The sequence below is a fragment of the Streptomyces sp. DSM 41931 genome (assembly GCF_050271085.1).
Taxonomy (GTDB): Bacteria; Actinomycetota; Actinomycetes; order Streptomycetales; family Streptomycetaceae; genus Streptomyces; species Streptomyces albogriseolus.
The window spans coordinates 1101655-1125625 of record NZ_CP189902.1 but is presented as its reverse complement, the minus strand read 5'-3'; the positions used below and the strand labels follow the sequence as shown (position 1 = coordinate 1125625).

At 73.2% G+C, this 23971-nt stretch carries 22 protein-coding genes and 6 tRNA genes; 19 read left to right on the top strand and 9 right to left on the bottom strand.

The genetic code is table 11. The features are described from left to right. The first annotated feature begins 111 nt into the window (after nucleotides 1-111). From cobT to ACP7TJ_RS05400, 3 genes are all read left to right on the top strand, one after another. Nucleotides 112-3795, top strand: coding sequence for a nicotinate-nucleotide--dimethylbenzimidazole phosphoribosyltransferase (gene cobT, locus ACP7TJ_RS05410; RefSeq protein ID WP_427762314.1), 3684 nt, complete (start codon nucleotides 112-114; stop codon nucleotides 3793-3795). Between the two features lie 218 nt (nucleotides 3796-4013). Continuing rightward, a complete protein-coding gene (cobA, locus tag ACP7TJ_RS05405; RefSeq protein WP_425949915.1) occupies nucleotides 4014-5249 on the top strand; it encodes a uroporphyrinogen-III C-methyltransferase in 1236 nt (411 codons plus the stop codon). Between the two features lies 1 nt (nucleotide 5250). Then, entirely contained in the window at nucleotides 5251-6069 is an 819-nt protein-coding gene (locus ACP7TJ_RS05400; protein ID WP_093768332.1) for a TrmH family RNA methyltransferase, read from the top strand. 23 nt (nucleotides 6070-6092) lie between these two features. Here ACP7TJ_RS05400 and ACP7TJ_RS05395 read toward each other — a convergent pair whose 3' ends face one another. Beyond that, nucleotides 6093-7373, bottom strand: coding sequence for a serine/threonine-protein kinase (locus tag ACP7TJ_RS05395; protein ID WP_167744030.1), 1281 nt, complete (start codon nucleotides 7371-7373; stop codon nucleotides 6093-6095). A gap of 204 nt (nucleotides 7374-7577) precedes the next feature. Between ACP7TJ_RS05395 and ACP7TJ_RS05390 the strand changes: the two genes are divergently transcribed. From ACP7TJ_RS05390 to ACP7TJ_RS05375, 4 genes are all read left to right on the top strand, one after another. Beyond that, nucleotides 7578-7853, top strand: coding sequence for a hypothetical protein (locus ACP7TJ_RS05390; protein ID WP_093768330.1), 276 nt, complete (start codon nucleotides 7578-7580; stop codon nucleotides 7851-7853). 198 nt (nucleotides 7854-8051) lie between these two features. Next, a complete protein-coding gene (locus tag ACP7TJ_RS05385; protein WP_093768329.1) occupies nucleotides 8052-8231 on the top strand; it encodes a hypothetical protein in 180 nt (59 codons plus the stop codon). 187 nt (nucleotides 8232-8418) lie between these two features. Next, nucleotides 8419-9345, top strand: coding sequence for a phosphotransferase family protein (locus ACP7TJ_RS05380; protein WP_367547653.1), 927 nt, complete (start codon nucleotides 8419-8421; stop codon nucleotides 9343-9345). 102 nt (nucleotides 9346-9447) lie between these two features. Beyond that, nucleotides 9448-9729, top strand: a complete 282-nt coding sequence (locus ACP7TJ_RS05375; RefSeq protein WP_078540911.1) for a zf-TFIIB domain-containing protein — start codon at nucleotides 9448-9450, stop codon at nucleotides 9727-9729. Between the two features lie 50 nt (nucleotides 9730-9779). Here ACP7TJ_RS05375 and ACP7TJ_RS05370 read toward each other — a convergent pair. The 5 genes from ACP7TJ_RS05370 to ACP7TJ_RS05350 all read right to left on the bottom strand — a co-directional run bounded on the left by ACP7TJ_RS05370 (nucleotide 9780) and on the right by ACP7TJ_RS05350 (nucleotide 10263). Then, a tRNA-Val gene (locus ACP7TJ_RS05370) sits at nucleotides 9780-9851 on the bottom strand. 43 nt (nucleotides 9852-9894) lie between these two features. After that, nucleotides 9895-9966: transfer RNA gene (locus ACP7TJ_RS05365), tRNA-Val, on the bottom strand. 40 nt (nucleotides 9967-10006) lie between these two features. Continuing rightward, a tRNA-Val gene (locus tag ACP7TJ_RS05360) sits at nucleotides 10007-10078 on the bottom strand. A gap of 1 nt (nucleotide 10079) precedes the next feature. Then, nucleotides 10080-10153: transfer RNA gene (locus ACP7TJ_RS05355), tRNA-Cys, on the bottom strand. 37 nt (nucleotides 10154-10190) lie between these two features. Further along, nucleotides 10191-10263 (bottom strand) — tRNA-Gly (locus ACP7TJ_RS05350). A gap of 153 nt (nucleotides 10264-10416) precedes the next feature. Here ACP7TJ_RS05350 and ACP7TJ_RS05345 point away from each other — a divergent pair. Genes ACP7TJ_RS05345 through ACP7TJ_RS05335 form a run of 3 tightly spaced genes read left to right on the top strand, consistent with a single transcriptional unit; the run spans nucleotide 10417 to nucleotide 13165 of the window. Continuing rightward, complete coding sequence (locus ACP7TJ_RS05345; protein WP_193459273.1) at nucleotides 10417-11469, top strand: chorismate-binding protein; 1053 nt, start codon at nucleotides 10417-10419, stop codon at nucleotides 11467-11469. Next, nucleotides 11466-12287: an aminotransferase class IV gene (locus ACP7TJ_RS05340; RefSeq protein ID WP_167744027.1), complete on the top strand. Its 822-nt coding sequence runs from the start codon at nucleotides 11466-11468 to the stop codon at nucleotides 12285-12287. The genes ACP7TJ_RS05345 and ACP7TJ_RS05340 overlap by 4 nt, the downstream gene beginning before the upstream one ends. 53 nt (nucleotides 12288-12340) lie before the next feature. Further along, nucleotides 12341-13165, top strand: a complete 825-nt coding sequence (locus ACP7TJ_RS05335) for a GNAT family N-acetyltransferase (protein WP_403163797.1) — start codon at nucleotides 12341-12343, stop codon at nucleotides 13163-13165. Nucleotides 13166-13192: 27 nt separating this feature from the next. On the opposite strand, the gene ACP7TJ_RS05330 is transcribed toward ACP7TJ_RS05335, so the two are convergent. Continuing rightward, nucleotides 13193-13717 carry a DsbA family protein gene (locus ACP7TJ_RS05330; protein WP_189910336.1) on the bottom strand — a complete coding sequence of 175 codons (525 nt, stop codon included), beginning with the start codon at nucleotides 13715-13717 and terminating at the stop codon, nucleotides 13193-13195. A 239-nt stretch (nucleotides 13718-13956) separates the two neighbouring features. On the opposite strand from ACP7TJ_RS05330, the gene ACP7TJ_RS05325 reads away from it, so the two are divergent. Continuing rightward, complete coding sequence (locus tag ACP7TJ_RS05325; RefSeq protein ID WP_376725279.1) at nucleotides 13957-14406, top strand: hypothetical protein; 450 nt, start codon at nucleotides 13957-13959, stop codon at nucleotides 14404-14406. Between the two features lie 150 nt (nucleotides 14407-14556). Beyond that, entirely contained in the window at nucleotides 14557-14709 is a 153-nt protein-coding gene (locus ACP7TJ_RS05320) for a hypothetical protein (RefSeq protein ID WP_019523797.1), read from the top strand. Between the two features lie 85 nt (nucleotides 14710-14794). On the opposite strand, the gene ACP7TJ_RS05315 is transcribed toward ACP7TJ_RS05320, so the two are convergent. Together ACP7TJ_RS05315 and ACP7TJ_RS05310 are read right to left on the bottom strand one after the other, a co-directional pair. Further along, complete coding sequence (locus ACP7TJ_RS05315) at nucleotides 14795-15355, bottom strand: CGNR zinc finger domain-containing protein (protein WP_093768322.1); 561 nt, start codon at nucleotides 15353-15355, stop codon at nucleotides 14795-14797. Nucleotides 15356-15774: 419 nt separating this feature from the next. After that, nucleotides 15775-16188, bottom strand: a complete 414-nt coding sequence (locus tag ACP7TJ_RS05310; RefSeq protein ID WP_004002642.1) for an SsgA family sporulation/cell division regulator — start codon at nucleotides 16186-16188, stop codon at nucleotides 15775-15777. Between the two features lie 191 nt (nucleotides 16189-16379). On the opposite strand from ACP7TJ_RS05310, the gene ACP7TJ_RS05305 reads away from it, so the two are divergent. The 7 genes from ACP7TJ_RS05305 (at nucleotide 16380) to ACP7TJ_RS05275 (ending at nucleotide 23959) form a co-directional block, all read left to right on the top strand. After that, entirely contained in the window at nucleotides 16380-16838 is a 459-nt protein-coding gene (locus tag ACP7TJ_RS05305) for a TIGR02611 family protein (RefSeq protein WP_093768321.1), read from the top strand. Nucleotides 16839-16926: 88 nt separating this feature from the next. Beyond that, nucleotides 16927-16998, top strand: a tRNA-Val gene (locus ACP7TJ_RS05300). 366 nt (nucleotides 16999-17364) lie between these two features. Next, the gene (locus tag ACP7TJ_RS05295; protein WP_427762306.1) at nucleotides 17365-18654 is read left to right on the top strand and encodes an ABC transporter substrate-binding protein; all 1290 of its coding nucleotides are present in this window, start codon (nucleotides 17365-17367) and stop codon (nucleotides 18652-18654) included. Continuing rightward, nucleotides 18654-19655 (top strand): carbohydrate ABC transporter permease, encoded by a 1002-nt coding sequence (locus ACP7TJ_RS05290; RefSeq protein ID WP_427762304.1) that lies wholly within the window; start codon nucleotides 18654-18656, stop codon nucleotides 19653-19655. Before ACP7TJ_RS05295 ends, ACP7TJ_RS05290 begins: the two co-directional genes overlap by 1 nt. Then, entirely contained in the window at nucleotides 19652-20542 is an 891-nt protein-coding gene (locus ACP7TJ_RS05285; protein WP_167744021.1) for a carbohydrate ABC transporter permease, read from the top strand. Before ACP7TJ_RS05290 ends, ACP7TJ_RS05285 begins: the two co-directional genes overlap by 4 nt. 11 nt (nucleotides 20543-20553) lie before the next feature. Continuing rightward, nucleotides 20554-21132 carry a hypothetical protein gene (locus tag ACP7TJ_RS05280; protein WP_427762302.1) on the top strand — a complete coding sequence of 193 codons (579 nt, stop codon included), beginning with the start codon at nucleotides 20554-20556 and terminating at the stop codon, nucleotides 21130-21132. A 91-nt stretch (nucleotides 21133-21223) separates the two neighbouring features. After that, nucleotides 21224-23959 (top strand): Tat pathway signal sequence domain protein, encoded by a 2736-nt coding sequence (locus tag ACP7TJ_RS05275; RefSeq protein ID WP_427762300.1) that lies wholly within the window; start codon nucleotides 21224-21226, stop codon nucleotides 23957-23959. The last annotated feature ends 12 nt before the right edge of the window (nucleotides 23960-23971 follow it).

Below are 23971 nucleotides of genomic sequence, written 5' to 3'. Positions count from 1 at the left end.
GGGCCGTTCGTGCCGCTGGGGACGCACGCTCGTTCTTCAGTGTGGGGCGGTCGGTGCGCCGTTCCGGGTGAGCTGGTCGTAGGAGCACTAACCGATGGGCGAGGGGTACGCATGACCGACACCGGCCAGGTCCCGGGCGAGGGACTGCCGGAGAACGCAGGCAGGGTGGAGCAGCCGGGCGTCGCCGCGCCGGACGCGTTCACCTACCTCTCCGACAGTCCCGCCGAGGACGAAGACCTGCTGCTGCCGGGCGCCCAGGGCGCCTGGGGCAACGAGATCGCGCCGCCCGCGCCCGAGCCGGTCGTCGAGACCGTCCACCAGCCGGGCCCGCACGAGACGGACGGCCGCGACAGCGGCTCCGTCGACCTCGGCGGCGTCCGCCCGCCCGAGCCGCAGCAGCCGGCGCCCGCGCCTGCCCCCTCACCGGCCGCGCCGCGCCGTCCGCTGCACCTCGGCCCGCCGCTGCCCGACCTGTCCGCGAGCCCGGTCCGCTCCCTCGCCGACCGCGGCCCCGCCGACCTGCCGGCCCGCCAGCCGGGCCCGCCGACCCTCGGCCCCGAGTACCTCGACGTCCCGCGCACACGCGAGGCGGCGGCACCGCAGGCCGCGCCCTGGGTCGCCCAGGGCGCGGGCGGCGCGACTCCGGTCGCGGGACCGGCGGACGCGGCCCAGGCGGCCGTCGCCCGGGTCGCCACCCAGGCGGTCGGCACCGCGGTCGCCGCCGAGGGCGAGCGGACGCCTGCGGCGTACGGCGAGCAGGTCACGCCGGTCGTGCCGGGGCCGGGTGCGCCCGGGGACGCGGCGACGGGTGGCGCCGCGGAGACATGGGACGCCGCACCCGGCGAGGCGGCGGAGGCCGCTCAGCAGGCGGGCGTCGCTGTCGCTCCGGAGGGCGCTGTGGAGGCGCCGGTGACCCCGGAGGCCGGCGAGGCGCAGGACGCGCCTGCCGCTGAGCGGGCGGACGGTGGCGCGCCCGTGCCGGAGGCCGAGGGCGCCGAGGCGCCGCAGGAGGCTGCGGCTCAGGAACCCCAGGCCCCGCAGGCCGAGGCGCCGGTCGCCCCCGAGGCGGCGCAGCACACCGGCGCGACGGTGGCCGGGCCCGAGCAGGCCCAGACACCGGAGGCCGTCGCGGCGGACGGGCAGGACGACGCGGCCCAGGCGGCTGCCGCCCAGGCGGCCGAAGCGCAGACGGCGGAACCGCAGGCGGCCGAGCCGCAGGTGGCCGCCGACGAGACCGCAGGTGCGCCGGACACCGAGGTCCAGGCCGACGCCGACGCGCCCCGGGAAACCCCCGCCGCCGTCGCGGAGGTCGCCGCGCCCGAGGCCGTTCAGGTCCCCGAGGCGCCCGAGACCGCCCCGGTGCCGGACGCGGCCGCCGCGCAGGACACGCAGACCCCCGAGGCCCCGGCAGCGGAGGCCGCCGGCACCGCCGTGCCCCCCACTGAGGCGCCGGCGGCCCCGGAGCACGCGCCCGCGGCGGAGTCCGAAGCCCCGGCGTCCCAGGAGCCCGCCGCCGAGACGGCCCCCGCTCCTGCCGGACCGGCCGCTCCCGCGCCCCCGGCGGCTCCCGAGTCCGCACCGGCCACCGAGGAAACCGCGGCCGCGCCGGAGCCCCCGACCGCTGTCGAACCCCAGGCCGCCGCTCCCGAGCCCCAGGCGGCCCCGGAGCCCATGCCCGCCCCCGAGGCGGTACAGGGTCCGCAGCAGACGCCCGCGCACGCGACCCCGCTTCCCGGCACCCTGCCGCTGGAGCCCGGGGCGGACCAGCCGCTGGGCCAGTTCGTCCCCGTGGACGGCACCGTGCCCACCGCGCCCCACCTGGCTCCCACCCCGCCGCAGGGCGTGACGGTCCCCGAGGAAGCAGCCCCCGAGGCCGCGCCCGCCGAGGCCGTCGCCGTCCCGGAGGCCCCCGCACCGGAGCCCCAGGCCGCCCCCGAGGAGACCCCCGCCGCCGTACCGCCCGCCCCCGCCGCCGACGCCGGGGCCGAGGTCGCGCAGAACGGCGACGACCTGGACACCCAGGGCGCCGGCGTGGAGCCCGAGCCGCGGCCGGAGCCGGCCGGACCGGCCGCCCCCGGCTACGCGGACGCCGAGCGCGAGGCCGTGCTGAAGGTCATGCGCGAGCGCCGGGACATCCGCAACGGCTTCCGCAGCGACCCCATCCCGCACGAGGTGCTGCTGCGCGTCCTGGAGGCCGCCCACACCGCGCCCTCCGTCGGGCACTCGCAGCCGTGGGACTTCGTCGTCATCCGCTCCGAGGAGACCCGGCGCCGGATGCACGAACTGGCGATGCGCCAGCGCGAGGCCTACGCCAAGACGCTCCCCAAGGGCCGGGCCAAGCAGTTCAAGGAACTGAAGATCGAGGCCATCCTCGACACCCCGGTGAACATCGTGGTCACCGCCGACCCCACGCGCGGCGGACGCCACACCCTCGGCCGGCACACCCAGCCGCAGATGGCGCCGTACTCCTCCGCGCTCGCGGTGGAGAACCTCTGGCTCGCCGCCCGCGCCGAGGGTCTCGGCGTCGGCTGGGTCAGCTTCTTCGACGAGCGCGAGATGGTCCGCGCCCTGGACCTGCCCGAGCACCTGGAGGTCGTCGCCTACCTGTGCGTCGGCTACGTCGACGAATTCCCGGACGAGCCCGAGCTGATGCAGGCCGGCTGGTCCAAGCGCCGCCCCCTGTCATGGGTGGTGCACGAGGAGACGTACGGCCGCCGCGCCCTGCCCGGAGAGGACCCCCACGACCTGCTTGCCGAGACCGTCGCGCAGATCCGCCCGCTCGACGCCAAGGCGCTCGGCGAGGCGTGGGAGCGCCAGAAGCGCATGACCAAGCCGGCCGGAGCGCTCGGCATGCTGGAGATCATCTCCGCCCAGCTGTCGGGGCTGTCCCGGCAGTGCCCGCCGCCGATCCCGGAGCCCGCGGCCGTCGCGATCTTCGCCGGCGACCACGGGGTGCACGCCCAGGGCGTCACCCCCTGGCCGCAGGAGGTCACCGCCCAGATGGTGGCGAACTTCCTCGGCGGGGGAGCGGTGTGCAACGCCTTCGCCGCCCAGGTCGGCGCCGAGGTCTGCGTGGTCGACGTGGGCGTCTCCTCCGACCTGCCGGCCACGCCCGGACTGCTGCCGCGCAAGATCCGCGCCGGGACGTCCGACATGACCGCCGGGCCCGCGATGACCCGCGAGGAGGCCAAGCAGGCCGTCGAGGTGGGCATCGAGACGGCCCGCGACCTCGTCGCGGCCGGCAACAAAGCGCTGCTCACGGGCGAGATGGGCATCGCGAACACCACCGCGTCCGCGGCCCTCATCTCCGTCTACACCGGCGCCGACCCGGCCGAGGTCACCGGCCGCGGCACCGGCATCAACGACGAGACGCTCGCCCGCAAGACCGACGTCGTCCGCCGCGCCCTCGACCTGCACCAGCCGGACCCGTCCGACCCGCTCGGCGTCCTGGCCGCGGTCGGCGGTTTCGAGCACGCGGCGATGGTCGGCCTGCTGCTCGGCGGTGCGTCGCTGCGGACACCGGTGATCCTGGACGGCGTCAGCGCCGGCGCCGCCGCGCTGGTCGCCCGCGCCATCGCGCCGGAGGTCCTCGCGGCCTGCATCGCCGGCCACCGCAGCGCCGAGCCCGGCCACGTGGCCGCGCTCAACAAGCTGGGGCTGCGCCCGCTGGTCGACCTCGACCTGCGCCTCGGCGAGGGCACGGGCGCGCTGCTCGCGCTCCCGCTGGTCCAGAGCACGGCCCGCGCCATGCACGAGGTCGCCACGTTCGACTCGGCGGGCGTGACGGAGAAGTAGCAGACGGACGTCCCCGCCCGCCCCGTCGGCACGGGGCGCGCGGGGACGCCGTCCGTGGCGGAACCCGCCGGTCCGAGAGGCCGGCCCTCGGTGAGACCCGTCCCACTCCCCGGACCCACCCCACGTACGCCGCCCTCGGGCATAAAATGCCACGTCAGGCCCGCTCCGACGCCGCAGCGTGCCCGCTGACCCATCGCTCGTCCGAGGAGCCCCAGCTGATGGCCGAACACCCGCCCTACCCCATAGGCCTCCGCCTCACCGGACGCCGGGTCGTCGTCCTCGGCGGCGGCCAGGTCGCCCAGCGGCGTCTCCCCGCCCTGATCAAGGCGGGCGCCGACATCCACCTGGTGTCGCCGGAGGCCACGCCCTCCGTGGAGGCGATGGCGGACACCGGTGAGATCACCTGGCACCGCCGCCCCTACGCCGAGGGCGACCTCGCCGGCGCCTGGTACGCGCTGATCGCCACCAGCGACCCCGACGCCAACACCGCCGCCTCCGCCGAGGCGGAGCAGCACCGCGTCTGGTGCGTCCGCTCCGACGACGCCGACCAGGCCACCGCCTGGACCCCCGCGACCGGTCACAGCGAGGGCGTCACCGTCGCCGTGCTCACCACCGACGCGCGCGGACGCGATCCCCGGCACACCGCGGCCGTCCGCGACGCCGTGGTCGAGGGCCTGCGCGACGGCACCCTCGTCGCCCCGCACCACCGCAGGCGCACACCCGGAGTCGCCCTCGTCGGCGGCGGCCCCGGCGACCCTGACCTCATCACCGTGCGCGGGCGCCGCCTGCTCGCCGAGGCCGACGTCGTCATCGCCGACCGGCTCGGCCCGCGCGACCTCCTCGCCGAACTCCCGCCGCACGTCGAGGTGATCGACGCGGCGAAGATCCCGTACGGCCGGTACATGGCCCAGGAGGCCATCAACAACGCGCTGATCGAGCACGCCAAGCAGGGCAAGTCCGTGGTCCGCCTCAAGGGCGGCGACCCGTACGTGTTCGGGCGCGGCATGGAGGAACTGCACGCCCTCACCGAGGCCGGCATCCCCTGCACCGTCGTCCCCGGCATCTCCAGTTCCATCTCCGTGCCCGGCGCGGCCGGCATCCCCGTCACCCACCGCGGTGTGGCGCACGAGTTCACCGTGGTCAGCGGCCATGTCGCACCCGACGACGAGCGCTCCCTGGTCGACTGGCCGTCGCTGGCCAAGCTCACCGGCACCCTGGTGATCCTCATGGGCGTCGACAAGATCGGCCGGATCGCCGAGACCCTGGTGGCGCACGGCAAGTCCCCGGACACCCCGGTCGCCCTGGTCCAGGAGGGCACCACCGCCGCTCAACGCCGCGTCGACGCCACCCTCGCCACGGTCGCCGAAACGGTCGTCGCCCGGGACGTGAAGCCGCCCGCGGTCATCGTCATCGGCGACGTCGTGGCCGTCGGCCCGGACGGGACGGCCGGCTGACATGGGCGAGATCATCACCGTCGACGACCCCGCCGACCCGCGCCTGCACGACTACACCGACCTCACGGACGTCGAGCTGCGCCGCCGCCGCGAACCCGCCGAGGGCCTGTTCATCGCCGAGGGCGAGAAGGTCATCAGGCGGGCCGGGGAGGCCGGTTACGCCATGCGCTCCATGCTGCTGTCGCGGAAGTGGGTGGACGTCATGCGGGACGTCATCGCCCGCTCCGACGCCCCGGTGTACGTCGTGGAGCCCGCGCTCGCCGAACAGGTCACCGGCTACCACGTGCACCGCGGCGCGCTCGCCTCCATGCGGCGCCGGCCGCTGCCCGACCCCGCCGACGTGCTCCGCACGGCCCGCCGTGTCGTCGTCATGGAGTCGGTCAACGACCACACCAACATCGGCGCGATCTTCCGCTCGGCCGCCGCCCTCGGCATGGACGCGGTCCTGCTCTCCCCGGACTGCGCCGACCCGCTGTACCGCCGCAGCGTCAAGGTCTCCATGGGCGCCGTCTTCTCCGTCCCGTACGCCCGCCTGGAGACCTGGCCCAAGGACCTGACGACGGTCCAGGACCTCGGCTTCACCGTCCTCGCCCTCACCCCGGACGAACGCGCCCGCACCCTCGACGAGACGGCCCCGCACCGGATGGACCGGGTGGCCCTGATGCTGGGCGCGGAAGGCACGGGCCTCTCACCCCGCGCCCTCTCCGCCGCCGACACCTGGGTCCGCATCCCGATGGCCCACGGAGTGGACTCCCTCAACGTGGGCGCGGCAGCGGCGGTCGCCTTCTACGCGGTGACGGCGGGGCGGCCACAGCAGTAGGCACCTCCGCCCGGAGGCGCGCTTCAGGACGGCCCCTGACACCCCTGCACCAGCGCGATCCCGAACGCCACCACCAACGTCACCACCACGAACACGAACAACCGCTGCCTCAGCAGCCGTGGATTCGCCGGGCGCAGGCCGGAGCCCGTGCGGGAGGCCGGGCGGCGGGCGCCTGTGCCGGTGCCGGGGCGGGTTCCGCCGCGGGAGGGTGTGCCGGTGCGCGGCCTGGGACGGGCCGGTGTGCCCTGGCGGGGCGCCCCGCCGCGCCCGGAGCCGCCGCCCCGGGACGGGGGCACGCTCCGGCCGCCCCGCGAGGACGACGGACCGCCGCTCCGGGAGACGGAGCCGCCGCGCGGGGGAGTGGCCCGGCCGCCCTGCCGGCGCGCGTCCCGGTCGGGGTACGTGTCGGCGAGCCGGCCGCCCGCCCGCTCGGACTCGGGGGTCCGCGGCGCCGGCGGCCGGACGTCGGCGAGCCCCTGCGCCTCGCGCGCGGCGATCTCCTTGAGCCGCAGCGACAGTTGCAGCGTGCTCGGCCGCTCCTCGGGGTCCTTCGCCAGACAGGCCCGCACCAGCGGGGCCAGCGCGTCGGGGACGCCCTGCAGCTGCGCCTCCTCGTGCACCACCCGGTACAGCATCACCTCGGAACTGCCGTGCCCGAAGGGCGAGTCGCCCATCGACGCGTACGCGAGCGTGGCGCCCAGCGAGAAGACGTCCGTGGCGGGCGTGACGGCCGCGCCGCGCACCTGCTCGGGCGCGAGGAAACCGGGCGAGCCGACGGCCGTGCCCACATGCGTGAGCGTCGACGCACCGGTGGCCCAGGCGATGCCGAAGTCGATGATCCGCGGCCCCTTCGGGGACAGCAGGATGTTGGACGGCTTGAGGTCCCGGTGCACCACCCCGGCCTCGTGCACCGCGACCAGCCCCTCGGAGAGCGCGGCGCCCACGGCGGCCACCTCGGCGGCGCCGAGCGGACCCTCGTCGGCGACCTTGTCGTGCAGCGACGGGCCGGGCACGTACTGGGTGGCGAACCAGGGGCGGTCCGCCTCCAGGTCGGCGGCGACCAGCCGGGCGGTGCAGCCGCCGCGGATGCGCCGGGCCGCCGAGACCTCGCGGGCGAACCGTGAGCGGAACTCCTGGTCCTCCGCGAGATCGGGGCGGATGACCTTCAGCGCGACCCGCTGCCCCTTCTTGTCGGAGCCCAGATAGACCACGCCCATCCCGCCCGCGCCGAGCCGTCGGTGAAGCCTGAAAGAGCCGACGACGCGCGGGTCCTCGCGCCTCAGGCGCATCATCGCCATGTTCATCCCCGCTGCCCGGTCCTGTGACGTGCCACAGCTTACGTTTCCACAGCCGTCCGTGCGCAGAGGCCGCGCCCTCTCCGCGCGACGGATTGTCAGTGGCCGGTGGGAGACTTGAAGAGTGGTCAGGGAGCGCGTGAGCAGGCCGGGTTCGCGCGAGGGCGGTCCCGGCTGATCCCAACCACCCGACACGAAAGGGGGATTGATCGCGTGAAGGGTGACCGGGTCGAGATCGTCGTGGACGCGGGGGACACGACGCGGACGTACGAGGTGGTGGCCTCGCGGGCGGGGCGCAGGGTCGAGACGGCGGTACGACGAGGGGTGGTCGAAGTGAGCGAAGTCACCCGAACCGGGGCTGTGGTGCGCACGGCGCGTTTCATGGCGAACCGGGTGCTCGCGCTGGTGGAGCAGCCCGTCCCCCGCCAGGACACCTCGGAGGGAGCGGGCCGCGGCGGCCGTCCCCTCGGGGATGTCCCCGAGGCGTAGGACGCCGTCTCCACCCAGGGGAGTACGGCGCGGGGCCCCGCTCATCCTCGGGGAGGCCCATGGATCGGTACGAGGGCATGACGTGCCAGGAGCCCGGGACCCCTAGATTTGAGGTCGAGCGGCGGGTGCAGCACTCGTCCCCCGAGGTCGGACGCCCGCCGCTGCCAACGACAACAGAAACGGTCAGGAGAAGGGACCATGGCGTACACGGCACCGCGGACGCTGCTCCGCACGCGGGATCGCGGCGAGGGCCGCCGGCACCCGCTGGTGGCGACGCTCATGGCCCTGCCCCTGGCGGTCCTGCTCCTCCTCGTCTTCGACGGGTGGGAGACGGTGACCACACAGGCGTCGTCCGTGGGCGAGATGCTGGGGCGCTGATTCAGCGACCCCAGGCCCGGAAGAGCGGTCCGGGCGGGGACATCCACCCATGAAACCCCGTGGGGACGGGGGTGCGGCGGACGGCAAGATGCCGGCGCAGCTGGGGAGCTGCGCCGGCATTGCTTTTCCCCGGGCGCTCGTCCCCGGCGCCCGATACGCGCCCGCCGGCCCCGCGTAGCCTCACCCCGTGACCGAGGACCTCCTCCCCGCCCTGACCGCCCGCGCCGCGGAGGCGGCCCACGCCCGCGACCCCGCCTGCGCCTGCACCGCGGCCACCCTCGCCCACCGCGAGGACACCACCGTCGTCCGGCACGCCGCCGCCGTGGCCAAGGCGCACGCCCCCGGCACCGACGCCGCCGCGCTCGCCCTCCGGCTCGCCGTCGCCGCCCGCCTCCCCGGCATCCTGCTGCCCCCGCTCGCCCCGGCCCCGGCCGAGCTGCACGGCCGCCCGGTCACGCACTGGCCGTACGGCACCCCCGTGGACCCGGACGACCCGGACGCCGCCCCCTGGGAGGAGGCGGGCGCCCTCCTCGCCCGCTTGCACCGGATCCCGCTCCCCGAGGCCGTCCCTCCCCTGCGCGGACCCGAGAAGGCCGCCCGGGCCGTCGCGCTCCTCCGGGACCTCACCCCGCGCCACCCGGCCGCCGGCCCCGTGCTGGACGCCTGGGCGGACCTCCCGCCATGGACCCGCGGCGAGGCGCCCGCGCCGGGACCCGTACGCCTCTGCCACGGCGACTTCCACCTCGGCCAGCTGATACGCGACCCCGCCCCGGGCGGCCCGTGGCGGCTGATCGACGTGGACGACCTCGGCGCGGGCCCGCCGGTCTGGGACCTGGCCCGCCCCGCCGCCTGGTACGCCGTGGGGATGCTCGACCCCGACGCCTGGCACCGCTTCCTGGCCGCCTACCGGGCCGCCGGCGGCCCCGCCGTACCGCCCGACGGCGACCCCTGGCCCGCGCTGGACGTCCCGGCCCGCGCCCTCACCGCGCAGACCGCCGCCCGCGCCGTCACCAAGGCGGCCGCGGCGGGCCGGCCGCTGGACGAGGTGGAGGAGTGGCTGGTCGACGCCTGCGCCCGTATGCGGTCCGTACCGGCCGCCGCCCCGGCGGACTGAGACGAATTTCCCCGGCGTAGGGTGCAACCGGCCCACAGCCGGACGGAGTCTGTCCAGCTGATACGCGAAGCAGGTACGACCGGCGAGGAGTTGACGACGAAGATGCAGTGTCCGAAGTGCCGTGCCCCCATGCACACGTACAACCGCAACGGTGTCCAGATCGAGCAGTGCAGCGGGTGCCGGGGGATCTTCCTCGACTACGGCGAGCTCGAGGCGCTGACCCGGCTCGAGTCCCAGTGGTCGCAGCCCGCCCCGCCCCCGCCGGCCGCACCCCAGGCCTACCCGGCCGCGGCGCCGCAGGCCCCGGCGTGGGGGGCGCCGCACGGGGGCCACTACGGCAACCGCCGTCACAAGAGCTTCGGCCACATGCTCTTCTCCAGCTGACGGGCACACGACGAAGCCCCCGGTCGCGGGACCGGGGGCTTCGAGCCGTGTGGACGATACTGGGATTGAACCAGTGACCTCTTCCGTGTCAGGGAAGCGCTCTCCCGCTGAGCTAATCGTCCTCGGGACCATGACCACTCCGCGGAGCGGATCACGGGCACTGCGTGCGCGATACTGGGATTGAACCAGTGACCTCTTCCGTGTCAGGGAAGCGCTCTCCCGCTGAGCTAATCGCGCGGGGTTCGGATCTTCGCAGACCCAGGATCCGGAGATCCAGTGGACGATACTGGGATTGAACCAGTGACCTCTTCCGTGTCAGGGAAGCGCTCTCCCGCTGAGCTAATCGTCCTTGGAGGTGGAGACGGGATTTGAACCCGTGTAGACGGCTTTGCAGGCCGTTGCCTCGCCTCTCGGCCACTCCACCAGGAGTGTAGGGGACCGGGAAGCCCCCTCTTCCTTCGAGCGGACGACGAGGCTCGAACTCGCGACCTCAACCTTGGCAAGGTTGCGCTCTACCAACTGAGCTACGTCCGCCTGTCGTTTCGGTCCGCTTGCGCGTCCCGGCGACGAACTGAACTCTAGCGGATTCCGGGGCCAGTACAAAAACCCGTTTGCGCAGCGTGCTGCGCTGCGCCTGCTCACGGGCGTGGTCACGTCACCCGTGCGCCCCCGCCATAGACTCGTGGCGTGCTCGACCTGCCACCTCTCGCGCGCTTCGGTGACCGCGTCGCCACCGGCCTCGCCGACGTCACCGACGACCCCGCCGCCCTGGACTCCTCGGGCTTCTGGGCCGTCGCCGCCGACTTCGAGGGGCGCCTGACCTGCGCCCGGTTCCGGGACGTCCGCACCCAGCCCGTGCCGCCGCCCGCTCCGGGCGCCTGGCGCGGCCCGGCGGCCGGCGACTGGACGTCCTCCCTCGACCGCGCCGCGTACACGGCGGCGGTGCGCCGGATCCGCGACCACATAGCGGCGGGCGAGGTCTACCAGGCGAACCTCTGCCGTGTCCTGTCCGCGCCGGTGCCCCCGGACGCCGACGTGGACGCCCTCACCGCCCTGCTGGCCCGCGGCAACCCGGCGCCGTACGCAGGAACGATTCGGCTGCCGCGGCACGGCGTGGAGATCGCCACCGCCTCGCCCGAGCTGTTCCTCCGGCGCGAGGGCCGGGCCGTCGAGTCCGGGCCGATCAAGGGCACCGGCCGGACCGAGGCGGACCTGCTGGAGAAGGACTACGCCGAGAACGTCATGATCGTCGACCTGGTCCGCAACGACATCGGACAGGTCTGCGCCACCGGCACCGTCACCGTCCCCGACCTCTGCGCCGTCGAGAAGCACCCGGGACTGGTCCACCTCGTCTCCACGGTCCGCGGCGAGCTGCGCGACGGCGAGGGCTGGCCCGGGCTGCTGCGCGCCGCCTTCCCGCCCGGCTCCGTCACCGGGGCGCCCAAGTCCAGCGCGCTGCGGATCATCGACGCGCTGGAGACCGCCCCGCGCGGCCCGTACTGCGGCGGGATCGGCTGGGTCGACGCCGACCGCGGCACCGGGGTGCTCGCCGTCGGCATCCGGACCTTCTGGATCGACCGGGACGCGGACGGCGCGGCCGCGCTGCGGTTCGGCACGGGCGCCGGCATCACCTGGGGTTCCGACCCCGAAGGGGAGTGGCGGGAGACCGAACTGAAGGCTTCCCGGCTGCTCGCGGTAGCGTCGGGGACGTACCAGGTGAGCGAAAGGATCCAGACGTGAAGATCTGGCTCGACGGCGCGCTGCGGGACTCCGAGTCCGCCCGCGTCTCCGTCTTCGACCACGGGCTGACCGTGGGCGACGGCATCTTCGAGACGGTGAAGGCCGTGGACGGCCGGCCGTTCGCCCTCACCCGGCATCTCGACCGGCTGACCCGCTCCGCCCGGGGCCTCGGGCTGCCCGACCCCGACCTCGACGAGGTCCGCCGCGCCTGTGCCGCCGTCCTCGAGGCCAACCCCGTGCCGCTCGGCCGGCTGCGCCTCACCTACACCGGCGGACACGGCCCGCTCGGCTCCGACCGAGGCGACCAGGGCCCGACCCTCGTCGTCGCCCTCGGCGGGACCACCCGCCGCCCGGACACCACGGCCGTCGTCACCGTGCCCTGGACCCGCAACGAGCGCGGCGCGCTCACCGGCCTGAAGACCACCTCGTACGCCGAGAACGTCGTCGCCCTCGCCCGCGCGCACGAACACGGCGCCACCGAGGCGCTGTTCGGCAACACCGTCGGACAGCTCTGCGAGGGCACCGGGTCGAACGTCTTCGTCGTCCTCGACGGCGAGATCCACACCCCGCCGCTCGCCTCCGGCTGCCTCGCGGGCATCACCCGCCACCTGGTCGTCGAGTGGACCGGCGCCAAGGAGACCGACCTGCCGCTGGACGTCCTGCGGGAGGCCGACGAGATCTTCCTCACCTCCACCCTCCGTGACGTACAGGCCGTGCACCGCGTCGACGACCGCGAACTGTCCGCCGCGCCCGGCCCGGTGACGGCCAAGGCCATGCGGATCTTCGACGAGCGGTCCGCGGCGGACATCGACCCGTGAGGGGCCGGAAAACCCGGTGAAGCCGGAAGCCCCAGCGGGGTAGAACACCCCTGATGACCACCACCCTGCGGCCGACCGAGCCGCTTCAGCGGAACCCCGACGGGACACGTTCGCGTCACTTCCACGTCTGCGTGAACAGCCGTCCGGTGGGGGAGATGCGGCTCGGCACGGACCCCGTCTTCGGCGACGCCGTGGCGTGGATCCTCAGCCTGCGCATCGACGAACCCGACCGCCGGCGCGGCCGGGGCACGGTGGCCGCGCTCGCGGCGGAGGAGGTGGCCCGCGGCTGGGGCTGCCGCCGCATCGAGGTCACCGTCCCCGCAGAACCGGGCACCGCCCTGGCCCTCGCCACGGCGCTCGGCTACGTCGTGCGCAACCGGAACATGGAGAAGGCCCTCGGCGACACCCCGCCCGCCCTGCCGGACGGCACCCGCGCACGGCCCATGACCGAGGAGGAGTACGGCGCCTGGCAGACCGAGAGCTCGGCGGACTACGCGCGCGAGTGGGCGCGGCGCGGGGTGCCCGAGGCCGAGGCGCGGGCCAAGGCCGCCGCGGACCAGGCCGCGCTGCTGCCCGACGGCCTCGCCACGGAGGACATGCTCCTCAGCGTCCTCGAACACGAGGGCGCCGTGGTCGGCACGCTGTGGCTCGCCGTGCGCGGGGAGCGCGCGTACGTGTTCGACGTGGAGACGCTCCCCGCCCACCGGGGCCAGGGCCACGGGCGCAGCCTCATGCTGCTCGCCGAGGCCCAGGCCGCCGCCGCGGGCAACCGGACCATCGGCCTCAACGTGTTCGCGGACAACCCCCCGGCCGAGCGACTCTACGACTCGCTCGGCTACAACACCACCCGGTACTCGCTGTACAAGCCGCTGGTGTAGCCGCCGAGGCGGAAGAGGACGGCGGGGTCAGGCGTCCGGCCCGGCCAGCAGCCGGTCCGCGATCTCCTCGATCCGCTCGCGCAGCCCCTCCTGGCTCTTGCCGCCGTCGAGCCGCTCCCCGCCGATGACGTACGTCGGCGTCCCGGTCACCCCGATCGCCTTGCCCTCGGCCTGGTCGGCGTCGACCACCAGGATGTGCCGCCCGTCGATCAGGGCGGTGTCGACCTCGTCGGCGTCCAGTCCCAGCTCGCGGGCGGTCTCGACCAGGACCGCCTCGCCCCCGCGCTCCAGCTCCTCGACCCGGCCGAGCACGGCCTCCGCGTAGTCCCAGCCCCGGCCCTGCTCCCACGCCTCCTCGGCGGCCTGGGCCGCGGCGAAGGCGTGCTTGTGCTTCTCCAGCGGGAAGTGCCGCAGCCGGATGTCCAGCCGGTCGCCGTACCGGGCCCGCAGGGCGCGGAGGTCGTCCAGGGCGGTCCGGCAGTCGGAACACTGCAGCTCGCACCACACGTCGAGGACGGGGGCGGCGGGACGGGCGGGGGAGGAGTCACTCATGGCCGACAGTCTTCCAGCCACGCCCCGGCACCACCCAATCCGGCCCCGCGCCCGCACCCTCGGCCCCCGGCCCCGAGATCCCCCAGGTGTGCGCCGACCGGCACCTGCGGAGGAGCCGGGACCCGGAGATGTCCCTGATGTCCGCCACGGGCATGGCCGCTGCGGGTGCGGTGGGTGCAGGATGGAAGGGACGAAGCGAAGCCCGTCGTGACACCACGCCCGCTGCCCTGGAGGACCGGATGATTGCCGAGACCGTCTGCTCCGCCGTCGCCGCGGCAGGCCTGGGCATCGCGGTGGTCACGGCCTACCGCAAGCGCTACCTCACGGCGACCCGCATCGCCGCGTACGCGCTGGTGCCGCTCGGTCTGGTGATGACCGGCGTCGTCGAGTGGCTCGCGGACACCGCTTTCAGCCCGACGGCATGGGCGGGCTTCGGCGTGCTGGGCCTGTCCTGGCTGCTGTTCGCCACGACCCGCACGGTGGAGCGCCGGCGCGGCGGCACCCGTAAGGAACGCAAGGCGGCACAGGAGTCGGCCGCCCCCGCCGCCACGGCGCCCGGCGCCTCCGCGCCCGCCCTGGGACAGGCGTCCTCCCGCGGGCAGAGCCCCGCTCCCCGGCAGAAGCCGGCCGCGCAGGGGGACGACGACTTCAGCGACATCGAGGCCATCCTCAAGAAGCACGGCATATGACCGCCCGGGACCACATGCGTCACAGGGGGTCCCGGACCGCGCGGAAATGATCACGCTCTGACCGGTTGGATCGCGCTTTCCGTGTGCCCACGCGCTTTCCACGAGTGTTGATCGCGTCCGGCCCGTCCGATGCGTCATCATCGCGGCGAGATGCTGGACACGACACAGAGCGATGCCGCGCCGCAGCAGGACGAGCCGCGCGGATGTCTCTTCGCCCTATCCCAGCCACCGCTGATGATCTTCCTTGCGGTGATCGGGTGTCTGCTGCTCACGGCCGCCTTGCACGACCTGCTGTGGCTGTGAGCCGTACCCGCGGTTCCCGGCGTCACCCGTCGGGACCGCGTCGGCCCGGCATCTCCCGTCACTCTCCGTGGCGGCCGGGGGCGGATCAGCCCGCCGCCTCCTTGCGGCGCGCCCGGTAGGCGGCGACGTGCAGCCGGTTGCCGCAGGTGCGGCTGTCGCAGTAGCGGCGCGAGCGGTTGCGGGACAGGTCGACGAAGGCGTGCCGGCAGTCCGGCGCCTCGCAGCGGCGCAGGCGCTCCTGCTCCCCGGCGACCACGAAGAACGCCAGCGCCATCCCGCAGTCGGCGGCCAGGTGGTCGGCCACGGAGGCGCCCGGGGCGAAGTAGTGCACGTGCCAGTCGTAGCCGTCGTGGTCGGTGAGCCGGGGAGTGGTGCCGGCGGCCGCGATCAGCTCGTTGATCATCGTGGCGGCGCTGCGGGCGTCCGGAGCGGCGAACACCGCGGCGAACCGGGCGCGGATCTTGCGTACCGCGGCCAGGTCGAACTCGGTCAGCACCCCGACCTCGCTGACCTCGTGGTCCCGCACGAACGCCTCGAGGGCGGCGACGTCCGCCAGTCCGTCCGGAGTCGCGTCGTCCTCCGGTGCGGTGTTCACCAGATCCACCACGGTGTCCAGCGCGCACCGGGTGTCATGGGTGATCAGCACGATTCGCTCCCTGGCCTGGGGGTCGGGCGGGCGCCCGCCGATGCTGGCCGATGGTAGTGGCTCCGCCGCACCTCGCACCTCCCCGCTCCGCACATGGCTTCGATTCCCACGCTAAAGCGACACCAGCGCTTCCCACCCAGCGACGCGCTCAGGCGCCCCACAGGGGCGCGGGGAACGGCGCGCTCAACCCCCGACGCCCCGCAGCCGCCAACGAAACACCGCGCGGCCCCCCGGTGGGCGAAGGGGGCGCGGGGAACTGCGCGATCAGCCCCGCCGCAGCACACCGGCGCCGAGCCACGGCAAACCCCGCGGCGTCGACGCCGATGCACAAGCCGTATGCGGCTGCATCCGTATGCGGCTGTCCGGGCCCGAGCCGTCACCCCGAGTCGACGGCGCCGGGCAGCTTCGCGGCGGCCTCGCTAGCTTTCCGCCAGAATGTGCGAGAGCTCCTGATCGAGATCGAAGTGCCGGTGCTCCGTGCCGGGCGGCACGGCGGCGTCTGTGCGCTTCAGGAAGGACTCCAGAGCCCGGGCCGGGGCCTCGAGCAGGGCTTCCCCCTCCGGAGAGCTCAGGGCGATGCACACGACGCCCTGACCATGACTGCGCGACGGCCAGACGCGGACGTCGCCGGTGCCCGTGGGGCGGTGAAGTCCCTCGGCGAGGAGGTCGCGGGCGAACACCCACTCGACGGTTTCCTCGGCTCCGGTGTGGAAGGTGGCGTGCACGGCGTAGGGGTCGGCCGTGTCGTACCGCAGGCCTGCGGGGACAGGCAGGGAGGACTCGCTCGACACAACGAGGCGCAGGTGCAGCTCGCAGCTGACCGTGGTGTTCATAAGCGCCAGGGCCTTTCGCTCAGTGTGCGCTCGGGGATTCGCACGTCGGCGAAATCGACATGCCACCTACGGTGCCGTTGTAAACCCCTCTGAGTGTTTTGCGTGGGATTACGTAACTCTTCCGGCCGAGAGATCGTTCGCGCCCTGCGTCCATTCCGGTGATGTCATTCGCTCCGGTAGTGTTGGGATGCATGAACACGGGGAGTGACGAGGCCGGCGAGGTCGTGACCGCGGCCCACGGGGTGACGGTGGACAAGAGCGAACGTCGGGACGAGCGGGCGCTCGGGTCGAGGGCGCCCGAGTTCGTGAAGGCGCGGCGTGCGCTGCACGTGAGCTGGCAGGTGGGGGTCTTCGTCGTCGGCCTGGCCGTGGTGGTGGCCGGCGCGCTGATGCTGGTGCTGCCCGGCCCGGGATGGGTCGTGATCTTCGGCGGCCTGGCGATCTGGGCGACCGAGTTCGTCTGGGCCCAGCTGGTGCTGCGCTGGACCAAGCGGAAGGTCACCGAGGCGGCCCAGCGGGCGCTGGACCCGCGGGTGCGCCGCCGCAACATCATCCTGACGTCGGTCGGCCTGGTGATCGTGGCCGCGCTGGCCGGCTTCTACCTGTGGAAGTTCGGTCTGCAGATGCCCTGGAAGATCAAGGACCAGTGACGCGGGCCGGGGGTCGGCCCGCCCGGCCCCCGGCGGTCACACTGGTCACGGGCACCCCCTGACATGGGGTAATGTTCTTCCTGCGCCCGGGCGATTAGCTCAGTGGGAGAGCGCTTCGTTCACACCGAAGAGGTCACTGGTTCGAACCCAGTATCGCCCACCGGGATCAAGCGGCCCGGCTCACCAACAGTGAGCCGGGCCGCTTCGTCGTATCCGGGACGGCCTGCCGACGCCCCCTCCGCCCCGTTCCGCTTCGCCCGCGCTTCACCCAACCGTGACCTTCCGCGCGGCCCGTCGCGGCCGTCGCCGCGCTGTTCGGCCGGTCGGCCGCAGGGGCGGGGACCTGCCGCTTTCCCTCCCGGCCCGGATGGCCGCCGGACGCCCCCGCCGGCCGGCTCCCGCGAGGGCCCGCCATCAAATCCTGTCCGAATCATTGACGCGCCCGTGGGGCCTCCGTACCTTGTGCCAGCAAGCGCTTACTTGAAACGATTCATGAGACGGTCGGGACCGTCGCGGGGAGGCTCGTATGCAGCAGGGCAAGGGTGTGGAGAGGCGGACGGTCCTCAAAGCGGCGGGGGCCTCGCTCGCCGTCACGGGGCTCGGTGCGACGGCGACCGCCTGCGGTGGCGGAAGCGGTTCCGGGGACGGAACGGTGACGATCCGTTATGCGTGGTGGGGCGCCGAGGACCGGGCGCGGCGCATCAACAAGACCATCGATCTCTTCGAGAAGAAGTACCCGAAGATCAAGGTCAAGACCGACTTCCAGCCGTACCCGGATTTCTGGAAGAAGTTCAACACGCAGGCCTCCGGCGGGAATCCGCCGGACGTCTTCCAGAATGCCGTCGGATTCCTCCGCAAATACGATGCGAAGAATGTGCTCCTGGACCTCAAGGAGCAGGTGAAGGCCGGCAACCTGCGCATGGAGGGATTCCGGGCGGGCCTCGACACGTTCGGTGAGATCGACGGCAAACTCCTCGGCGTGCCCGTGGGGTCCAACTCGATGGCCCTCGTCATCGACAAGCCCGTCTACGCCCGTGCCGGGATCACCCCCGACATGGGATGGACCTGGGACGACTTCGACGAGGCGATGGCCCGGGTGCGCGACCGGACGGGCCGGGCCGGCGACAGCGGCATGTACGGCGTCATGTACCTCTACGACCTGTACCTGCGTCAGAACGGCAAGGCGTTCTTCACCGAGGACGGTCTCGGTTTCACCGAGACGGATCTGACCCGGTGGTGGACGAAGGCGGAAAAGGGCGTGAGGTCCGGACTCTTCGCCGATCCCAAGAAGGTCGCCCAGATCAAGCCCAAGTCGGCACTCTCCGCCGAACTCGCGGGATCCGAGTTCACCTGGGACAACTTCACCGTCCGCTACACCTCCGAGGGCAAGAGCGAGTACGGTCTCGCCCCCATCCCCACCACCGACGGCAAGCGGACCGGCCAGTACCTCGGCTCGCTGATGCTGAGCGCCTCCAAGCGCACCCAGCACCCGGTGGAGGTCGCGAAGTTCATCGACTTCATGGTGCACGACCCCGAGGTCGCCACGATCATGGGGTACGACCGCGGCGTCCCCGCCACCACGGCGCAGTACGAGGCGTACCGGCCCACCGACCCGGTGAACAAGGCGATCGCCGCCTACGAGGAGTCCCTCGTCGAGGCGGGCGTGCTGGAGCCCATCACCCCGCACCCGAACGGCGCCGACATCTGCGAGGCCGCGTTCCTGCGCATCGGCGAGGAGCTGGGGCTGGGCAAGCGGTCGGTGGCCGACGCCGTCGAGCAGTTCTTCAACGAGTCGAAGACCGCCCTGAGCAGCTGATGGGAACCGCCGTGACACACGCCCCCGCGACGGAGGTCCGGGCCAAGGACCCCGAGCCGCGGCACGGTCCGGGCACACCCCTGCGCCCCGCCGGCCTGAAGCGGCGGGGCCGCCGGGAGAACCTGGCCGGCTATCTCTTCATGTCCCCGTGGATCGCCGGGTTCCTGCTGCTGACGGCGGGCCCGATGGCCGCCTCGCTCTACTTCGCCTTCACCGACTACAACCTCTTCGACGCCCCGCGCTGGATCGGCCTGGACAACTTCTCCGAGATGTTCGGCGACCCGCGCTGGCGCCACTCGGTGCGGGTCACCCTCTGGTACGTCGTCGTCGGCACGCCCGTCAAGCTGCTCGTGGCGCTCGGCGTGGCCCTGCTGCTGGCGCAGAAGCGGCGCGGGCAGGCCTTCTACCGGGCCGCCTTCTACGCCCCGTCGCTGATCGGGGCGAGCGTCTCCGTCGCCATCGTCTGGAAGGCGATCTTCTCGGACGACGCCGTCGTCGACCGGACCCAGAGGGTCTTCGGCATCGACGCCGGCGGCTGGACCGGCGACCCGGACCTCATCATCTACAGTTTGGTCGCCCTGACCGTCTGGCAGTTCGGCGCGCCGATGGTCATCTTCCTGGCCGGTCTCAAGCAGGTGCCGCGGGAGCTGTACGAGGCGGCCGACGTCGACGGGGCCGGCAGGCTGCGGCAGTTCTGGAACATCACCCTGCCGATGATCTCGCCGGTGCTGTTCTTCAACGTCCTGCTGGAGACGATCCACTCGTTCCAGATCTTCAGCTCCGCCTACATCGTCGGCGGCGGCGCGGGCGGCAACGCCTGCGGCCCGGCGGACGGCTCCATGGTCTACACCTGCTACCTGTACGTCCAGGGCTTCGAGAACAGCCGGATGGGCCTGGCCTCCGCCATGGCGTGGATGCTGCTGGTCGCGGTCGCCCTGGTCACGGCGGTGCTGTTCTGGTCCCAGAAGCGCTGGGTGCACTACGAGGAGGGCGGCCGATGACCGCACAGGCCACCGACATCACCCGCGCCCCGTCGGGGAAGGGGGCGCTGCGGCGCCGGCTGCCCGGCTCGCTCGCCTGGCACATCGGGGCGCTGGCGCTCCTCGCGGTGATCCTCTACCCCGTGGTGTGGGTCGTCGGCGGGTCGTTCAAGCGGAGCGAGGACATCGTCGGCAGCCTGGACCTCTTCCCGGCCGACCCGATCGTGTCCAACTACACCAGCCTCACCGACGGCATCGCCGACATCTCCATCTCCACCTTCTTCTTCAACTCGCTCTTCCTCGCGGTCGGTTCGGTCATCGGCATCCTGGTCTCCTGCTCGCTCACCGCGTACGCCTTCGCCAAGATCCGGTTCGCGGGCCGCAATCTGCTCTTCACGCTGATGATCGGCACGCTGCTGCTGCCCTACCACGTGCTGCTGATCCCGCAGTACGTGCTGTTCCGCAACCTGGACATGATCAACACGTACACCCCGCTGCTGCTGGGGAAGTACCTGGCCACGGAGGCGTTCTTCGTCTTCCTGATGGTGCAGTTCATGCGGAACCTGCCGCGGGAACTGGACGAGGCGGCCCGGCTCGACGGCTGCGGGCATCTGCGTATCTACTGGTCGATCGTGCTGCCGCTGTGCCGGCCCGCGCTGATCACCAGTGCCATCTTCACCTTCATCAACGCCTGGAACGACTTCATGGGCCCGCTGATCTACCTCAACGAGCCGGGCAAGTACACGGTCTCCCTCGGGCTGAAGATGTTCGTCGACCAGGAGGGACTCGCCAACTACGGCGGCATGATCGCCATGTCGCTGGTCGCGCTGCTGCCGGTGCTGGCCTTCTTCCTGGCCTTCCAGCGCTATCTCATCGACGGCATGGCGACCTCCGGACTGAAGGGCTGAGTGAGCTGACGATGGCGCAGGCACGCACCGGGTCGAGGGCCTGGGGGAGGTTCGCGCTCTTCGCCGAGTGCCTGCTGACCGGCGTCTGGATCGCGCTGGCCGCGCTTCCGCTCGTCACCTACCCCGCCGCGCTGGCGGCGGGGGCCCGGCACCTGCGCCGCCATCTGACCCACGAGCAGGGCGGGTGGCGGGAGTTCACGGCCGACTTCAGGGCGGCGGTGCGCGGCGGCTGGCTCGTCGGGCTCGCCGGGTGGGCGGCCGTCGCCGTCGTGTGGACCGACCTGCGGGCCGTACGGGCCGGGCTGCCGGGCGGTCCGCTGGTCGGGGTCGTCGGGGTGCTCGCACTGATCGGGGCGGCGGCCGCGCTGCTGCGCGCGGCGGCGCTGTGGCGGCCCGGTGTCCCGTGGCGGCCGCTCATGGCACGGGCCGGGCGGCACACCGTACGCGACCCCGCCGGATCCTTCCTGCTCATCGGCGGACTGGCCGTCGTGGTCTGTTCCGCCTGGTTCAGCACCCCCCTCGCGGTCCCCGTGCTGGGGGCCGTCGCGGCGGCCGCCGTCGCCGTGGAGGAGCGTCACCGGCACCGCTGACGGGCGGTGCCACCCGTCGGGGCGGGCGCTTCGGCGCCGAGCCCTCCGCTGTCATGCGCCTGACATTACCCAGCCATGGAAAGGACGGGCCATGTCCCCCATCCCCCGCAGAACTCTCATCAAGGCGGCCGCCGTCGCCGGAGCCGCCATCCAGGCCGGCTGGACCCTCGGCGCACGGGACGCCGCCGCCGCGCCTGCCGCCGGGCCCGCCGGCGCCGACCCGGTGACCCTGGACTGGCTGGAGGAGGGCGGACTGGGCGCGGCCCCCGGTTCCACCGTCGGCGTCCCCTGGCCCCGCGGCGCCCACCCGGAGGGCCGCACCTTCGCGGTGACGGACGCCGACGGCAACGACGTCCCCGTCCAGACCTGGCCGCTCGCCCACTGGCCCGACGGCTCCCTCAAGTGGACCGCCCACGCCGTCAGTTCCGGAACCGGCCGGCTCACCCTGAAACCCGGCACCCCCGCCGCGCCCGAGAAGAAGGTCACCGTCACCCGGCGCGGCGCCACCGTCACCGTCTCCACCGGTGTCATCACCGCCCGGATCGGCACCGGCGGCGACACCCTCGTCCGGTCGGTCACCCGCGGCTCCACCGAGATCGCCCGCGACGCACGCCTCGTCGTGCTGCGCCAGCCCGAGATCGAGGACGGCGACCGCACCACGGTCAGGACCGAGCGGTTCGACGGCACGATCTCCGGCGTCACCGTCGAGCAGGACGGTCCCGTCCGCGCGGTCGTCCGCGTCGACGGCACCCACCGCAAGGGCCGCGACACCCTGCTGCCGTTCTCCGTGCGCCTCTACTTCTACGCGGGCGCCGACTCCTTCCGCATGGTGCACACCATCACCTACGACGGGAAGCAGGAACCCGGCAGCGACAGGGGCGACTTCGTGCGCGGCATCGGCGTCCGCTTCTCCGTCCCGCTGCGCGACGCGACGTACGACCGGCACATCCGGCTCGGCGGCGAGGGCGAGGGAATGCTCCGGGAGGCGGTGAAGGGCATCACCGGGCTGCGCCGCGACCCCGGGGCCGCCGTGCAGCAGGCCCAGTTCGAGGGCCGAAAGCTGCCCGACCCGACCACCTGGGACCAGCGCGTCACCAGCCGCCTGCAGTACATCCCCGAATGGGGCGACCACACCCTCTCCCAGCTCTCCGCCGACGGCTTCACCGTCCGCAAGCGCACCAAGAAGGGCCACGGCTGGATCGGCGCGGGCGGCGGGCGGCGCGCCTCCGGCTTCGGCTACGTCGGCGGCGTCAGCGGCGGCCTCTCCTTCGGACTGCGCGACTTCTGGGAGAAGCACCCCGCCCAGCTCGACATCCGCAACGCGCACACCGACACCGCCGAGGTCACCCTCTGGCTCTGGTCACCCGAGGCCCAGCCCATGGACCTGCGCTTCTACCACGACGGCATGGGACAGGACACCTTCCCCGAACAGCTCGAAGGCCTCAACATCACCTACGAGGACTACGAGCCCGGCTTCGGCACCCCCTACGGCATCGCCCGCACCTCCGAGCTGCTGTTCTGGGCCGAGGCCACCACCCCGGACGCCGACCGGCTCGCCGACCGGGCGCGCGCCGTACGCGTGCTGCCGCAGCTCGCCGCGCCGCCCCGGCAGCTCGTCGCCGCCGGCGTCTTCGGCAAGGGCCTGTTCGCCGAGCCCGACCGCTCCACCCCCGCCAAGGCGAAGATCGAGGACCACCTCGACTTCCTCTTCACCTACTACAAGGACCAGGTGGAGCAGCGCCGCTGGTACGGCTTCTGGGACTACGGCGACATCATGCACACCTACGACACCGTCCGGCACCAGTGGCGCTACGACGTCGGCGGCTACGCCTGGGACAACAGCGAGCTCTCGCCCGACCTGTGGCTCTGGTACGCCTACCTGCGCTCGGGGCGCGCCGACATCTTCCGCTTCGCCGAGGCCATGACCCGCCACACCGGCGAGGTCGACGTCTACCACCTAGGCGAATGGGCCGGACTCGGCACCCGCCACGGCGTCCAGCACTACGCCGACAGCGCCAAGCAGCAGCGCATCGCCAACACCACCTACCGGCGCTTCTACTACTTCCTCACCGCCGACGAACGCACCGGCGACCTCATGCACGCCAACGTCGACTCCGACGAGACCTTCCTCGCCCTCGACCCGCTCCGCAAGATCCGCACCGAGCCGTACACCCCCGACCGCAACGCCCTGTCCATCGGCTTCGGCACCGACTGGAGCGGCCTGGTCTCCGCCTGGCTCACCGAATGGGAACGCAAGGGCCCCAAGTGGCAGAAGGCCCGGGCGCGCGTGCTCTCCACCATGGAGACCATCGCCGCCCAGCCCAACGGCTTCGTCCAGGGCAGCGGCCTGTACGACCTCGACACCGGCCGGTTCGCCGTGGCCGGCACCCCGAAGGTGGAGGTCTCCCACCTGTCCGCCGTCTTCGGCCTGAACGAACTGTGCGCCGAACTGATCGACCTCGTCGACATGCCGGAGTTCGAAGAGGCGTACTACGACTACTGCCGCTACTTCAACGCCACCAAGGCGGAACAGGCCGCACGCTACGGCTCCGACTTCGGCAGCCTGATCCTCTTCCAGGGCCACTCCCGCCTCGACGCCTACGCCGCCGTACGCACCGGCGACGAGGCGCTGGCGAAGCGGGCGTGGGCGAAGTTCTACGACTCCGACGGCTACAAGGAGTCCGCGCCCTGGAAGACCGAGAAGGTGAGCGGCCCCACCGCCCTGGTCGCCGGCAGCGAGGCCCCCTGGGTCTCCACCAACGACACCGCCCTCTACGGACTCGCCGCCATCGAGAACCTGGCACTCCTGGGGGACCGCATGCCGTGACGCACGAGGAGG